This window comes from Ruixingdingia sedimenti, assembly GCF_031432425.1.
GTDB lineage: Bacteria > Pseudomonadota > Alphaproteobacteria > Rhodobacterales > Rhodobacteraceae > Ruixingdingia > Ruixingdingia sedimenti.
Map to the genome: position 1 here is coordinate 155,641 of NZ_JAVKPH010000003.1, position 13,358 is coordinate 168,998.

Genomic DNA, 13,358 nt, shown 5'->3' on the forward strand with positions numbered 1-13,358 from the left:
GGTAGAGGGGGGGCATGACGCCCCCCCTTTCGCATCCCGCCCATCCCCCCGGCCTTCCCACCGTCCGCCTGCGCCCCAAGGCCGAGGCGCGCGCGATCCGTCACGGCTTTCCCTGGGTCTATGCCGACGAACTCGTGACCGACCGGCGCACCCAGGGGCTGCGCCCCGGCACGCTCGCCGTGCTGGAGGATGCGGACCGCCGTCCCCTCGGGCTGGTGACGGTCAACCCCGCCTCGCGCATCATCGCCCGCATGCTCGACCGCGATCCGGCGGCGGTGGTGGATCAGGGCTGGTTCGCCGCCCGCCTGACCCGCGCGCTGGCGCTGCGCGAACGGCTCTACGACGCGCCCTTCTACCGGCTGGTCCATGCCGAGGCGGACGGGCTGCCCGGCGTGGTGATCGACCGTTTCGGCGATCTGGCGGTGATCCAGCCCAATGCCGCCTGGGCCGAGGCGCATCTGGACGCGCTGGTCGCGGCGCTGGTGGCGGTGACGGGCGTCGTCCGCGTGGTCAAGAACGGGACGGGCCGCGCCCGGGGGCTGGAAGGGCTGCCCGAGGAAACGCTGGTTCTGCGCGGCACGGTGGACGGGCCGGTCGAGGTGCCGATGAACGGCGCGATCTACCTTGCCGATGTCCTGGGGGGCCAGAAGACCGGCCTTTTCTATGACCAGCGCCCCAACCATGCCTTCGCCGCGCGGCTGGCGCGCGGGGCGCGGGTGCTGGATGTGTTCGCACATGTCGGCGGCTTCGGGCTGGCGGCGCTGGCGGGGGGCGCGGACAGCGCGCTGGCGGTGGATGGATCGGCCGCGGCGCTGGCGCTGGCGGAACGGGGGGCGGCGGCGGGCGGTTTCGCCGACCGTTTCGCCACCCGGCAGGGCGATGCCTTCGCCACGCTGGAAACGCTGGCGACCGAGGGCGCGCGGTTCGATCTGGTGATCTGCGACCCGCCCGCCTTCGCCCCCGCCAAACCGGCGCTGGAGGCGGGGTTGCGCGCCTATGAACGTGTCGCGCGGCTGGCGGCGCCGCTGGTCGCGCCGGGGGGCTACCTCGTGCTCTGTTCGTGCTCGCATGCCGCCGACCTGACGGCGTTCCGCAACGCCTCGGCCCGCGGGATCGGACGGGCGGGGCGGCGGGGGCAGATATTGCACACAGGGTTCGCCGGGCCCGACCACCCGGTGCTGCCGCAACTGGCCGAATCGGGCTACCTCAAGGCGCTGTTCTTCCGGCTGGACGGATGAAGGCGGTTCTCGACGCCTGCGTGCTCTACCCCACCGTGCTGCGCGAGATCCTGACGGGCGCTGCGGCGGCGGGGCTTTACACCCCGCTCTGGTCCGCGCGTATCCTTGAAGAATGGGCGCGCGCCACCCGCAAACTGGGCCCCGGCGCCGAGGATCAGGCCCGGGCAGAGGCCGCCGCGCTGGCCCGCGCCTTTCCCGCCGCGATGGTGGCGCCGCAACCGGGCCTCGAATCGCGCCTGCACCTGCCGGACGAAAACGACATCCACGTGCTGGCCGCCGCGATCGCCGGCGGGGCGGATGCCATCGTCACCTTCAACCGCGCCGATTTCCCGCAAGGTACGCTGGCGGCCGAAGGGCTGACGCGGCGCGAGCCCGACGGTTTCCTGTGGGAACTCGCCTCGCACCACCCCGGGACGATGGCGCAGGTGGTCGAGGATGTCCGCGCCCGGGCCGAGGCGATCCTGGCCGCGCCGCAACCCCTGCGCCCGCTGCTCAAACGCGCGCGGCTGCCCCGGCTGGCGAAGCTGCTGGCGGGGTAGGGGCACTTGCCCCGCGGCGGTGCGGGTGGAGGGGGCAGGAGCCTCCGGCGGGGATATTTAGGGACAGAAAATGAAGCAGGTGGATCCTGAACGAGACCTGATCACTTTCTGTCCCCAAATATCCCGGGGGTCCGGGGGCTGGCCCCCGGCGCCGACCTTTCCGCCGGACATGCGGTCAGAGATTCACCCCCGCGGCACCAGCCCCCATTGCGCCTCGCGCGCCTCGATCGCGGCGATGCGGTCGGCGGCGGCGGGGTGGCTCATCAGCCAGGCGGGCACCGCACCCTCGCGCAGGCCGGTCAGCCCCGGCAGCTTGCGGAACAGCGACTTCTGCGGCGCGGTGCCGATCCCGGCCTTGACCAGCAGCGCCGCGGCCCAGGCGTCGGCCTCGTATTCGTCGCCGCGCGACAGCCGCGCCGCCAGGGCCCCCGTCACCAGCCGTGCCACCATCACCGCCAGAAGCGGCCCCACCACCGGCACCGCGCGCAGGATCAGCGCCACCAGCGTGACGAACACCGCGTTCTGGCCCGAAAAGTCGATCATCCGCCGCCGGGTATGGCCAAGCGCGACATGGCCCAGTTCATGGGCGATGACGCTGGCGATTTCCTCGGCCGTGACCTCGCCCCTGCGATAGCGCTGATAGAAGCCGCGGGTGATGTAGATCTGCCCGTCGGGCGCGGCGAGGCCGTTCACGGGCTCGACCTCGAACAGGTTCACGGTGATCTTCGGCAGGTCCAGCGCCTCGGCCAGCCGCGCGGCCTGCCGGCGCAGTTCGGGGTCGGCCAGTTCCGCCGCGTTTTCGGCCAGCATCTTCCGCGTCCGCCAGGCGGAGAACCAGTACATCGCCATGGCGTAGAGGATGGCGAGAAGGATGGGTGCGAACTTGAGCATGCCCCCGATATGGCCCCTGCGGGGCCGCGGGTAAAGGTCATGCTGGGGGACGGGTGCGGGAAAACCGCGCCGCGGGGCTCAGCCGCCCCAGGTGCGGACGGGGCCGCAATCCATATGCACGAAGTTGGAGCGCGAATAGCGCCCCACACCGCCCGAGGCGCAGGCCTCTGCCGCGCGGGCCATCTGGCTGACCGACCGCGACTTGAGCCGCAGGTCGGCGGCCTGGCCCTTCATGTGCAGCGAATTGCGCGCCACCCCGCTGGAGCGCGAGCGCAGCGCGGCGTTGGTCTGCGGCGAGCGGTAGCCCGACAGCAGCATGTAGGGTTCCGTCACGTCCATCAGGTTGTGCGCGGCGGCCATGATGTCGATCGTGCGGGCGTCCATCTTCATGGTGCTGCCGGTGCGCACGTCGCGCATGAAGTGGTTGATCTCTGCCATCGCCTCGGGGATGTACTTGCCGTCGATCCAGTAGATGGTGTCGAGGCTTTCGCCCGAGCGGCCGGAATACATGCGCACCCGCCGGACGTCGCCGGCCCCGCGCAGCAGCCCGAAAGCGTTGGAATAGGTGGGTGCCGCCGCCACGATGCCCGCAGCAAAGATGCCAAGCAGCCTGCGCCGCGAGATGCCAGAATCAGCCGTCGTCGTCATTTCTTGCCTGTCCCGTTGCGGCTGATGCTGTCTTGCGACAGCGCCGCTTTTGTTCTGCCTTCGTCTTGCATCCCCAAATGCTGGCTTTCTATGGCACGGAAAGATTCGCAACCCAACCCTCCTGTTCCTTTCGGATGACCGTTTTTCCATCGATCGGCAAAAATTTGCTGAACGCGCGGGCGCGGGGGCCGGTGGCGGCGCGGGCTGCGGCGGGGATGCCGCAGTGCCGCGGTTTCCGCGGCGCGCCCGGGTGCGGCGAATTGCGCGATGCGCGGCAAGCCGTTAGGGTCGGCCACCGGGTGCCCGTTTCGCGGGCGGATCAGGCGGGGCGCGCGCAGGCCCCCGGGAAAGGACGCATCATGCTGGCAGCCGCTTCGCGCCGCTTTCGCCATGGCACCGCGCTGGCGCTGGTGGCGCTTCTGGGCGGCGCGCCGGGGGGGCTGGCGCAGGCCGTGGCGCCTGTGACCCTGACGCAGGCACCCCTGATCCGGGCGCCCCTGCCGGCAGAGGCGGCCTTCGGTCAGGCGGTGGCCGCCGCGGCGGCGGAGGATGAGGCGGTCGCCGGTTTCTACCGCGACCGCGGCTATCGCCCGCTCTGGACCGGGGCGGCGGATGCGGGGCGGCGCGCGGCGCTGCTGGCGGCGCTCGACGGCGCGGGGCTGCATGCGCTGCCCGAGGGGCGGCACGACGCGGCGGCGCTGGTGCGGCAGTTCCAGGCGGCGGCGACCGAGGGTGACCGGGGCCGGGCCGAGGTCGCGATGACCCGCGCCTTCCTGTCCTACGCGCGCGAGGTGCAGAGCGGCATCCTGACGCCGGGCAAGATCGACAAGGGCATCGTGCGCGAGGTGCCGCTGCGCGACCGGCGCGAACAACTCGACGCCTTTGCCGCCGCCGACCCGGTGGATTTCCTGCGCGCGCTGCCGCCGCAGCACCCGGAATATGCACGGCTGGTCAAGGCGCGGCTGGCGCTGCTCTCGGCTGTCGAGCGCGGCGGGTGGGGCCCCGCGGTGCCCGCCAAGGCGCTGCGCCCCGGCCAGCAGGGGCAGGCGGTGGTGGCGCTGCGCGACCGGCTGATGCGGATGGGCTATCTGGGCCGGACCGCGACGCAGATCTATGACGCCGCGATCCAGGCGGCGGTGCAGGAATTCCAGTTCGACCACGGGCTGACCGCCGATGGCGTGGCCGGCGAGGCGACGCTGGCAGAGATCAACCAGCCCCCCGTCGCCCGCCTGCGCGCGGTGACGGTGGCGATGGAACGCGAACGCTGGACCAATATCGAGCGCGGGAAACGGCACATCTGGGTCAACCTCACCGATTTCTCGGCCAAGATCGTCGATGACGGCAAGGTCACGTTCGCGACCCGCGCGGTGGTGGGGTCCACCATCGCCGACAAGCGCACCCCCGAATTCTCGCACCGCATGACCTATATGGAGGTCAACCCCGACTGGACGGTGCCGCCCGGGATCATTCGGCGCGACTACCTGCCGCGGTTGCAGGCGAACCCCGGCGCGCTCGGCCATCTTCAGGTGGTCGATTCGCGCGGGCGGGTGGTGCCGCGCAGCGCGGTGAATTTCGCCGCCTATACCGCCGGCAACTTCCCCTACAACCTGCGCCAGCCGCCGGGGCCGACCAACTCGCTCGGCCGGGTGAAGTTCATGTTCCCCAATCCCTGGTCGATCTACCTGCACGACACGCCGGAAAAGCACCTGTTCCAGCGCGAGTCGCGGGCCTATTCCTCGGGCTGCGTGCGGCTGAACGACCCTTTCGACTTCGCCTATATCCTGCTCGCCCCGCAGGAGGCCGACCCGCGGGCCGCCTTCCACCGCGTGCTCGACAGCGGGCGGCAGGAACGCATCTTCCTCAAGGAACCGGTGCCGGTGCATCTGGAATACCGCACCGCCTTCACCACCGCCAAGGGCCGGGTGAACTATCGCCGCGACATCTATGGGCGCGACGCCGCGATCTGGCAGGCGCTGGCCGACGCCGGGGTGGCGCAGGTGGCCGAAGGCGGCTAAACCCGTCGCCGGGGCACGGGGCCCCGGTGGGGAAAGCCGATGGCATACAGCATCCGCGAAATCGCGGCCGCCCTTGGCGCGCAGGCCGAAGGCGCGCTGGACCTGAGGGTTGCGCGCGTGTCCGAACCCGCGAGCGCCGGGCCCGATGCGCTGGCGCTGGCGATGGACCCGAAATATGCCGATGGCCTGGCAAAGGGGCAGGCGCGCGCGGCGCTGGTCTGGCCGGGGGCGGACTGGCGCGCGCTCGGGCTCGAGGCCGCGATCGTGGTGCCCCGGCCGCGGCTGGCGATGGCGGGGCTGACGCGGGCCTTCGACCCCGGCCCGGCCATCGCGCCGGGCATCCATCCGCTGGCGGTGGTGGACCCCGGCGCGCAGATCGGCGCGGGCGTGGCCATCGGCCCCTTCGTCACCATCGCCGCCGGCGCCGTCATCGGCCCGCGCGCCCGCATCGCCGCCCATTGCAGCATCGGCCCCGACGCCCGCATCGGCGCGGATGCGCTGTTGCTGGACCGGGTGTTCATCGGCCGGGGCGTCACCATCGGCGACCGCTTCATCGCCCAACCCGGGGCGGTGGTCGGGGCGGACGGGTTTTCCTTCGTCACCCCCGAGAAGTCGGGGGTCGAGGAAATCCGCGGTACGCTCGGCCAGCGCGACCGGATCCGCCAGCAAAGCTGGCAGCGCATCCATTCGCTCGGCGCCGTGACCCTTGGGGATGATGTCGAAATCGGCGCGAACAGCACCATCGACCGCGGCACGATCCGCGATACGGCGGTGGGATCGGGGACGAAACTCGACAACCTCGTGCATATCGGCCACAACGTGCAGGTCGGGCGCGACTGCCTTCTGTGCGCGCAGGTCGGCATCGCCGGATCGTCGCGGATCGGCGACCGGGTGGTGCTGGCGGGCCAATGCGGGGTCAACGACAACATCTTCGTCGGCGACGACGTGATCGCGGGCGGGGCCAGCAAGATCTTCACCAATGTGCCCGCCGGCCGGGTGGTGCTGGGCAGCCCGGCGGTGAAGATGGAAACCCAGATCGAGATCAACAAGGCGTTGCGCCGCCTGCCGCGGCTGGCCGCTGTCGTGACGGCGTTGCAGAAAGCGGTTTCAAAAGACGGCGAAGCGGGCTAGATCGCCCGCAAAAGCAGGCACAAGCGGAGAGGTGACATGGCCGAGAGCGTGAAGGACCGGGTGATCGCCATCATCGCCGAACAGGCGGTGCTGGACGTGGCCGACGTATCCCCCGCGATGACCCTGGAGGCACTGGGGATCGACAGCCTGGGGCTGGTGGAATCGATCTTCGCCATCGAAGAGGCGTTCGACATCACCGTCCCCTTCAACGCCAACGAACCCTCGCAGAGCGATTTCGACATCTCTTCGGTGGCGGCGATCATCGCCGCGGTCGAGGCGCTGGTGGCCGAACAGCACGGATGAGGCGGGTCGTCATCACCGGGGCGGGCACCGTCAACGCGCTGGCCCATGACGTGGCCGGCACCTTCGCCGCCTTCCGCGAGGGGCGCTGCGGGATTTCCGAACTCGACATCCGCGACAAGGACCGGCTTGGCGTGCGCATCGGCGGGCAGGTCCATGGCTGGGACCCCGAGGCGCATTTCAACCGCCAGCAGATCGCGCTTTACGACAAGTTCACCCAGTTCACCCTTCTGGCCGCGCGCGAGGCGATCGAGCAATCGGGGCTGGTGTTCGGGGACGACCTGTCGCTGGCCTCGGGCGTGGTGCTCGGCACCGCGGGCGGGGGCGTGAACACCTGGGATGAAAATTACCGCGCGGTCTATGAGGAAGGGAAGAACCGCGTCCATCCCTTCGTCGTGCCGAAACTGATGAACAATGCCGCCGCAAGCCATGTCAGCATGGAATGGAACCTGCGCGGCCCCACCTTCACCGTGGCCACCGCCTGCGCCAGTTCCAACCATGCGATGGGGCTGGCGTTCCAGCTGGTCCGGTCCGGCGCCGCGCGGGCGATGGTGACGGGCGGGTCGGAATCCATGCTGTGCTTCGGCGGCGTCAAGGCGTGGGAGGGGCTGCGCGTCATGTCCAAGACCGCCTGCCGCCCGTTTTCGGCCAACCGCGACGGCATGGTGCAGGGCGAGGGCGCGGCGATCTATGTGTTCGAGGATTACGAACACGCCCGCGCGCGCGGCGCGCAGGTGCTGGCAGAGGTGGTGGGTTTCGCCATGTGTTCCGATGCGGGCGACATCGTGATGCCCTCGGCCCAGGGGGCGGAACGGGCGATCACCGGCTGTCTGCGCGATGCGCGGCTGAACCCCGAGGATGTGGGCTATATCAACGCCCATGGCACCGGCACGGCGGCCAACGACAAGACCGAATGCGCGGCGGTGGCCCATGCCTTCGGCCATCATGCCGACCGGCTGATGATGTCCTCCACCAAGGCGATGCACGGCCATTGCATCGGCGGCACGGGGGCGGTGGAACTGCTGGCCTGCCTTCTGGCGCTGAACGAGGGCGTGATCGCGCCGACCATCGGCTATGAGGAACCCGACCCCGAATGCGCGCTGGACGTGGTGCCCAATACCGCGCGCGAGGCGCGGGTGGATGCGGTGCTGTCGAACGCCTTCGCCTTCGGCGGCCTGAACGCGGTGATCGCGCTGCGCCGGGTATAGGGCGGGGCGGGAGCCCCGGCCTATGCTGCGGGCATGGAAAAGGGGCCTCGCGGGGCCCCTTCTTCTGTCGCGGGCGCGGACAGGCCGGGGCGCGCCCCGGCCCAAGGGCCGCTCATTCGGCGGGTTTCGCGGCCTCGGCCTCTTGCGCTTCCTTCGCGGCCTTGGCGATCACCTCGGCGGCCTTGGTGTTCGCGGCGACCACGGCGTCATAGCCCTTGGTGAAGCCCTTCAGCGACATGGTGAGCTTCACCTGCTGGTCCGGCGCCACCATCGGCACGATGGTGATCTCTGCCGCCTTGCCGCGGCGGAAAGCGTCCAGATCGGCCTGCGTGAACCCGACCCGCGCGACGCAGCCCACCGGGGCGCAGAAGGTGAACGGATAGCGTTTCGCCTGCCCGCCGTCGATGCGCATGGTGACGGCCTGCGTCAGCAGCGTTTCCAGCGGCGTCACGATGGTGCCGCCCATGACCGCCTCGCCGCCCTTGGGCATGTTGAACAGGCTGATTTCCGCCACCGGCCCGCCATTTGGGTCGTTGAGCCCCTGGAACAGCTCGCACGGGTCGGCCTCGAGCCCGGTGCGTTCGCAGGTCATCTGCCAGTCGTCGAAGGTTTCCGCGACATAGAGCCTGCCCGGGGCGTTCTCGTCCGCGACCGGCTCGCCGAGCGAGGGCGCGCCGGGGGCGGGTTCGGCCGCCTGCGGCTGTTCGGTGGGGGCGGGCGTTTCGGCCGGCGTTCCGCCGGACTGCGCCAGCGCCGCCGCCGGGGCCAGCGCGGCGCAGAGAACGAGGGCGAGGGGCAAGCTGCGATGGGTCATTCGAGGTTCCAAGCAAGGGTATCCGTTTGCGCCCGGGGTCTAGCACGCGCCGCCCCCGCTGTCAGTTCAGTTTTTCCTGATCGCCGGTGCGGGGCGTTCCGCCGCGGGTCCGATGCAGGGTGGAGCGGTGTCTGGCTGGGCACGTGAAGAAAAAGGGCCCGAAGGCCCTTTTCCGGTATCCTTGCTCCCTGTCGGACCGGCCGACTTATAGGGGCACGCTAGGGTTATTGAAGGGGGCCGTCAACGAAAAAGATTCGCGCCCGCCCGTGCCGTGCCCGGCAGGGAAAACCGTCCCGAAACCGGCGGCAGGGCGGAAAAAAAGCCGCGCCCGAGGGGGGCGCGGCAGTCTGACAGGGAGGAAGTACCGCCCCCGCCGCAAATCCCGGCACAGGGGGCGGGATCAGACTGGCACGGACGGGTTAACAATGTATTTTGCCATCGTTTCCCGCTATGCGGGACGGGACACAGACCGGGGCAGGGCAGGGCGAAAGGACGGGCGGCATGGCGGCGGACAGGATCTTCGTGGGCGGCGGGGGCGAGGGCTATGGCGCCCCGCAGCATCTTCTGCTCGGCTATGCCAACCGCCACGGGCTGGTCGCGGGCGCGACGGGCACCGGCAAGACGGTGACGCTGCAGGTGCTGGCAGAGGGCTTTTCCGCCGCGGGCGTGCCGGTGGTGCTGGCGGATGTGAAGGGCGATCTGGCGGGGCTCGCGCTGCCGGGGCGGGCCGAGGGCAAGCTGCACGAATCCTTCGCCAGACGCGCCGCGACCATCGGGCTCGACCTGCAGTATGCCGCCTGCCCGGTGGCGTTCTGGGACATCTGGGGCCGGCAGGGCCACCCGATCCGCGCCACGGTGGCGGAAATGGGGCCGCTTCTGCTGTCGCGCATGCTCGACCTGACCGAGGCGCAGGAGGGCGTGCTGAACATCGCCTTCCGGCTGGCCGACGACGAGGGGCTGCCGCTGCTGGATTTCAAGGATCTCGCAGCGATCCTCGCCTTCGTGGCGCAGAACACCGGCGCGCTGTCGAAAACCTGGGGCCATGTCGCGCCCGCCTCGGTCGGGGCGATCCAGCGGCGGCTCCTGGTGCTGGAAAACGAAGGGGGGGCGGCGCTGTTCGGCGAACCGGCGCTGGATCTGGCGGACCTGATGCGCGTGGATGCCGCGGGCCGGGGCATGGTCAACATCATCGCCGCCGACCGCCTGATGCAGAGCCCGCGGCTTTACGCCACCTTCCTGCTGTGGCTGCTGTCGGACCTGTTCGAAAGCCTGCCCGAGGTGGGCGACCCGGAAAAGCCGAAGCTGGTGTTCTTCTTCGACGAGGCGCATCTGCTGTTCGACGGCGCGCCGAAGGCGCTGATCGACAAGGTGGAACAGGTGGCGCGGCTGATCCGGTCCAAGGGCGTGGGGGTTTATTTCGTCACCCAGAACCCCGCCGACGTGCCCGAGGCGATCCTCGGCCAGCTCGGCAACCGGGTGCAGCACGCGCTGCGCGCCTTCACCGCGAAGGACCAGAAGAACCTGCGGCTGGCGGCGCAGAACTACCGCGCCAATCCCCGCTTCGCCATCGAGGACGCGATCCGCGAGGTCGGCACCGGCGAGGCGGTGACGTCCTTTCTGGAACCCAAGGGGGTGCCGGGGGTGGCCGAACGCACGCTGGTGCGCCCGCCGTCGTCGCAACTGGGGCCGATCACCGCGGACGAACGCGCGGCGCTGATCGCCGCCTCCGCCCTGCGGGGGAAATACGAACAGGTCATCGACCGCGATTCGGCGCATGAGATGCTGGCGCGGCGCGCCGAGGCCGCCGCCCGCGACGCCGAAGCCGCGGAAGCCGCCGAGGCGCGCGCGGCGGAGGAAGAGCGCGAATTCCGTTCCGCCCGCCGCTATTCGGGCGGCAGCCGCAGCACCAGGGGCTATGACGGCACGGCGCCGAAGCCCCGCAGCGGCAAGGGCCGGTCCGACAGCGTGGGCGAGGTCTTCGCCAAGTCGGTCGCGCGGCAGTTGGGGTCGAAAACGGGGCAGGCGCTGGTGCGCGGGGTTCTGGGCAGCCTGTTCCGGGGGCGCTGACCGTCACCGGCGTCGCGGGCGGGGGCGTCGGGGGCCTCCGGCGGGGATATTCAGGGACAGAAAGTGAACAGGGGTGTGTGCAGAAATTGCGCCCCTTTCACTTTCTGTCTGAAAATATCCCGCGGGGGCGCCGGCTGGTGCGCCACTGGTTCGAGAACCAGCAGGCCACGGGGCGCGAAGCCCCGGTTCGAGAACCAGCAGGCCACGGGGCGCGAAGCCCCCGGCGCGCCCGTGGGAGGTTCTCATCCCCGCGCGGCTTTGCTAAAGCCCCATGGCGCATGCCCGCCAAGGGCCGGAGGGGACCGCATGACCACCATCAGCCTCACCAATACCCGCAGCCGCCGCAAGGAGGTGTTCGTGCCGCTCGACCCGGCGAATGTGCGGATGTATGTCTGCGGGCCCACCGTCTATGACCGCGCGCATATCGGCAATGCGCGCCCGGTGGTGGTGTTCGACGTGCTGTTTCGCCTGCTGCGCCATGTCTATGGCGCGGATCACGTCACCTATGTGCGCAACTTCACCGATGTGGACGACAAGATCAATGCGCGCGCGGCGGAAACCGGGCGTGCGATCCGCGACATCACCGACGAGACCATCGCCTGGTATCACGCCGACATGGACGCGCTCGGCGCGCTGCGGCCCACGGTGGAACCGCGGGCGACGGAATGGATCGGGGCGATGGTGGCCATGATCGCGGATCTGGTCGCGCGCGGGCATGCCTATGTGGCGGAAGGCCATGTGCTGTTCGACGTGCGGTCCTACCCCGATTACGGGCGGCTGTCGGGGCGCAGCCTCGACGACATGATCGCGGGCGCGCGGGTCGAGGTCGCGCCCTTCAAGCGCGACCCGATGGATTTCGTGCTGTGGAAACCCTCGGCGGGCGATCAGCCGGGCTGGGACAGCCCCTGGGGCTTCGGGCGGCCGGGCTGGCATATCGAATGCTCGGCCATGAGCCATGAGTTGCTGGGCGAAAGCTTCGACATCCACGCCGGCGGCATCGACCTGCAATTCCCCCACCATGAGAACGAGATCGCGCAAAGCTGCTGCGCCCATCCCGAGGGGCATTTCGCCCGCTACTGGCTGCACAACGAGATGTTGCAGGTGGAGGGGAAGAAGATGTCGAAATCGCTCGGCAATTTCTTCACCGTGCGGGACCTGCTGGACCGGGGCTATCCGGGCGAGGTGATCCGCATGGTCTATCTGGGCACGCATTACGGCCGGCCGATGGACTGGACGGCGGAAAAGGCCGCGCAGGCCGAGGCGGTGTTGCGCAAGTGGCGCGGCCTTGTCGCGGGCGCCGCCCCCGCGCCGGGCCCGGCGCCCGCCGTTCTGGCGGCGCTGGCCGACGACCTCAATACCGCGGGCGCGATCGCGGCGCTGCATGCGCTGGCGCAGGCGGGGGACGGGCCGGGGCTGCTGGCATCGGCGCGGCTTCTGGGGCTGCTGGAGCCGCAGATGGGTGCCTGGGCAGAGGCGGCGGGGCCGACGGAGGATGTGGCGGCGCTGATCGGGGAACTGCTGGCGGCGCGGGCGGCGGCGCGCAAGGCGAAGGATTTCGCGCGGGCCGATGCGTTGCGCGACGGTTTTGCCGCGGCGGGGGTGGTGGTGAAGGACACGCCCCAGGGCACGGAATGGGAACTGGCCCCCGGTTTCGATGCGGAGCGGCTGCGGGCGCTGCGATGACCGCGCCGGGGGGCCTTGCCGCCTGCGCGGGGCTGGTGGAACGGGGCGACCCCGACCGTTTCCGCGCCGCGATGGCCGCGCCGCTGGCGGCGCGGGCGCGGCTGATCCCGCTTTACGCGCTGAACCTCGAACTCGCCCGCGCGCCCTGGGCGAGTGCGGAGCCGATGCTGGCCGAGATGCGGTTGCAATGGTGGCGCGATGCGCTGGACGAGATCGGGCAGGGGGCCACACCCCGGGGGCACGAGGTGCTGGCCCCGGCGGCAGAGGTGATCCGCGCGGCGGGCATCCCGGTGGCGCTGTTCGACGCCATGGCAGAGGCGCGGCGGTGGGACATCTGGCGCGAGCCCTTCGCCGGCGAGGCCGCGCTGTGGGACCATCTCGATGCGACGGCGGGCAACCTGATGTGGGCCGCGGCCCTGGCGCTGGAGGCCCCTATGGGGGCGGAACCCGCGGTGCGCCGGTTCGCGCGCGGGGCGGGGCTGGCGGCCTGGCTGCGGGCGGTGCCGGCGCTGGCGGCGCGGGGGCGCCATCCGCTGCCCGACCCGGGCGATGCCGGGGCGCTGGCCCGCGCGGGGCTGGCCGATATCGCCGCCGCCCGGGCGGCGCGCGCCACCGTCCCGCGCCGCGCCGTGCCCGCGCTCTGGGCAGGCTGGCAGGCGCGGGCGATTCTGGCGCAGGCGGCGGCGGAACCGGGGCGGGTCGCGGCCGGGACGCTCGGCCTGTCGGAATTCGCGCAGCGCGGGGGCCTTCTGTGGCGGGCGTTCGCGGGGCGCTGGTAGCGCCATCACACATTTCGCCAAGGTGGTTGAATCCGCCCCCCGGAC

General features: G+C 70.9%; 13 protein-coding genes. 9 read left to right on the forward strand and 4 right to left on the reverse strand.

The annotated features are described in order from the left end of the window. Positions 1–14 precede the first annotated feature (14 nt). Both RGD00_RS04285 and RGD00_RS04290 read left to right on the forward strand, forming a co-directional pair. Positions 15–1,238, forward strand: coding sequence for an RSP_2647 family RNA methyltransferase (locus RGD00_RS04285; RefSeq protein ID WP_310456057.1), 1,224 nt, complete (start codon positions 15–17; stop codon positions 1,236–1,238). After that, complete coding sequence (locus RGD00_RS04290; RefSeq protein ID WP_310456058.1) at positions 1,235–1,777, forward strand: RSP_2648 family PIN domain-containing protein; 543 nt, start codon at positions 1,235–1,237, stop codon at positions 1,775–1,777. Before RGD00_RS04285 ends, RGD00_RS04290 begins: the two co-directional genes overlap by 4 nt. Positions 1,778–1,960: 183 nt before the next feature. Here the strand turns inward: RGD00_RS04290 and RGD00_RS04295 are convergent, their stop codons facing one another. From RGD00_RS04295 to RGD00_RS04305, 3 genes are all read right to left on the reverse strand, one after another. Continuing rightward, positions 1,961–2,668: a M48 family metallopeptidase gene (locus RGD00_RS04295; RefSeq protein WP_310456059.1), complete on the reverse strand. Its 708-nt coding sequence runs from the start codon at positions 2,666–2,668 to the stop codon at positions 1,961–1,963. A gap of 78 nt (positions 2,669–2,746) precedes the next feature. Beyond that, positions 2,747–3,316: a peptidoglycan L,D-endopeptidase MepK gene (gene mepK, locus RGD00_RS04300; protein ID WP_310456060.1), complete on the reverse strand. Its 570-nt coding sequence runs from the start codon at positions 3,314–3,316 to the stop codon at positions 2,747–2,749. Beyond that, complete coding sequence (locus tag RGD00_RS04305) at positions 3,313–3,612, reverse strand: hypothetical protein (RefSeq protein WP_310456061.1); 300 nt, start codon at positions 3,610–3,612, stop codon at positions 3,313–3,315. Before RGD00_RS04305 ends, mepK begins: the two co-directional genes overlap by 4 nt. Before the next feature lie 63 nt (positions 3,613–3,675). On the opposite strand from RGD00_RS04305, the gene RGD00_RS04310 reads away from it, so the two are divergent. The 4 genes from RGD00_RS04310 to RGD00_RS04325 are packed head-to-tail and all read left to right on the forward strand — an operon-like array spanning position 3,676 to position 7,970. Continuing rightward, entirely contained in the window at positions 3,676–5,331 is a 1,656-nt protein-coding gene (locus tag RGD00_RS04310; RefSeq protein ID WP_310456062.1) for a L,D-transpeptidase family protein, read from the forward strand. A gap of 39 nt (positions 5,332–5,370) precedes the next feature. Further along, positions 5,371–6,462 (forward strand): UDP-3-O-(3-hydroxymyristoyl)glucosamine N-acyltransferase, encoded by a 1,092-nt coding sequence (lpxD, locus tag RGD00_RS04315; RefSeq protein ID WP_310456063.1) that lies wholly within the window; start codon positions 5,371–5,373, stop codon positions 6,460–6,462. A gap of 36 nt (positions 6,463–6,498) precedes the next feature. Beyond that, positions 6,499–6,765, forward strand: coding sequence for an acyl carrier protein (locus tag RGD00_RS04320; protein ID WP_310456064.1), 267 nt, complete (start codon positions 6,499–6,501; stop codon positions 6,763–6,765). Next, positions 6,762–7,970 carry a beta-ketoacyl-[acyl-carrier-protein] synthase family protein gene (locus tag RGD00_RS04325; RefSeq protein ID WP_310456065.1) on the forward strand — a complete coding sequence of 403 codons (1,209 nt, stop codon included), beginning with the start codon at positions 6,762–6,764 and terminating at the stop codon, positions 7,968–7,970. The genes RGD00_RS04320 and RGD00_RS04325 overlap by 4 nt, the downstream gene beginning before the upstream one ends. A 112-nt stretch (positions 7,971–8,082) precedes the next feature. Here RGD00_RS04325 and RGD00_RS04330 read toward each other — a convergent pair whose 3' ends face one another. Next, positions 8,083–8,784 (reverse strand): invasion associated locus B family protein, encoded by a 702-nt coding sequence (locus RGD00_RS04330; RefSeq protein WP_310456066.1) that lies wholly within the window; start codon positions 8,782–8,784, stop codon positions 8,083–8,085. Between the two features lie 501 nt (positions 8,785–9,285). Between RGD00_RS04330 and RGD00_RS04335 the strand changes: the two genes are divergently transcribed. The 3 genes from RGD00_RS04335 (at position 9,286) to RGD00_RS04345 (ending at position 13,313) form a co-directional block, all read left to right on the forward strand. Then, entirely contained in the window at positions 9,286–10,851 is a 1,566-nt protein-coding gene (locus RGD00_RS04335; protein WP_310456067.1) for a helicase HerA-like domain-containing protein, read from the forward strand. Positions 10,852–11,157: 306 nt separating this feature from the next. Continuing rightward, positions 11,158–12,534 carry a cysteine--tRNA ligase gene (gene cysS, locus RGD00_RS04340; protein ID WP_310456068.1) on the forward strand — a complete coding sequence of 459 codons (1,377 nt, stop codon included), beginning with the start codon at positions 11,158–11,160 and terminating at the stop codon, positions 12,532–12,534. Next, positions 12,531–13,313, forward strand: coding sequence for a squalene/phytoene synthase family protein (locus tag RGD00_RS04345; RefSeq protein ID WP_310456069.1), 783 nt, complete (start codon positions 12,531–12,533; stop codon positions 13,311–13,313). The genes cysS and RGD00_RS04345 overlap by 4 nt, the downstream gene beginning before the upstream one ends. Positions 13,314–13,358 lie beyond the last annotated feature (45 nt).

Bases quoted from the DNA above. Each gene is read 5' to 3' on its own strand.
- RGD00_RS04320 (WP_310456064.1), top strand. From the start codon at position 6,499: ATGGCCGAGAGCGTGAAGGACCGGGTGATCGCCATCATCGCCGAACAG.
- mepK (WP_310456060.1), bottom strand. From the start codon at position 3,316: ATGACGACGACGGCTGATTCTGGCATCTCGCGGCGCAGGCTGCTTGGC.
- lpxD (WP_310456063.1), top strand. From the start codon at position 5,371: ATGGCATACAGCATCCGCGAAATCGCGGCCGCCCTTGGCGCGCAGGCC.
- RGD00_RS04345 (WP_310456069.1), top strand. From the start codon at position 12,531: ATGACCGCGCCGGGGGGCCTTGCCGCCTGCGCGGGGCTGGTGGAACGG.
- RGD00_RS04335 (WP_310456067.1), top strand. From the start codon at position 9,286: ATGGCGGCGGACAGGATCTTCGTGGGCGGCGGGGGCGAGGGCTATGGC.
- RGD00_RS04290 (WP_310456058.1), top strand. From the start codon at position 1,235: ATGAAGGCGGTTCTCGACGCCTGCGTGCTCTACCCCACCGTGCTGCGC.
- RGD00_RS04310 (WP_310456062.1), top strand. From the start codon at position 3,676: ATGCTGGCAGCCGCTTCGCGCCGCTTTCGCCATGGCACCGCGCTGGCG.
- RGD00_RS04330 (WP_310456066.1), bottom strand. From the start codon at position 8,784: ATGACCCATCGCAGCTTGCCCCTCGCCCTCGTTCTCTGCGCCGCGCTG.
- cysS (WP_310456068.1), top strand. From the start codon at position 11,158: ATGACCACCATCAGCCTCACCAATACCCGCAGCCGCCGCAAGGAGGTG.
- RGD00_RS04285 (WP_310456057.1), top strand. From the start codon at position 15: ATGACGCCCCCCCTTTCGCATCCCGCCCATCCCCCCGGCCTTCCCACC.
- RGD00_RS04295 (WP_310456059.1), bottom strand. From the start codon at position 2,668: ATGCTCAAGTTCGCACCCATCCTTCTCGCCATCCTCTACGCCATGGCG.
- RGD00_RS04325 (WP_310456065.1), top strand. From the start codon at position 6,762: ATGAGGCGGGTCGTCATCACCGGGGCGGGCACCGTCAACGCGCTGGCC.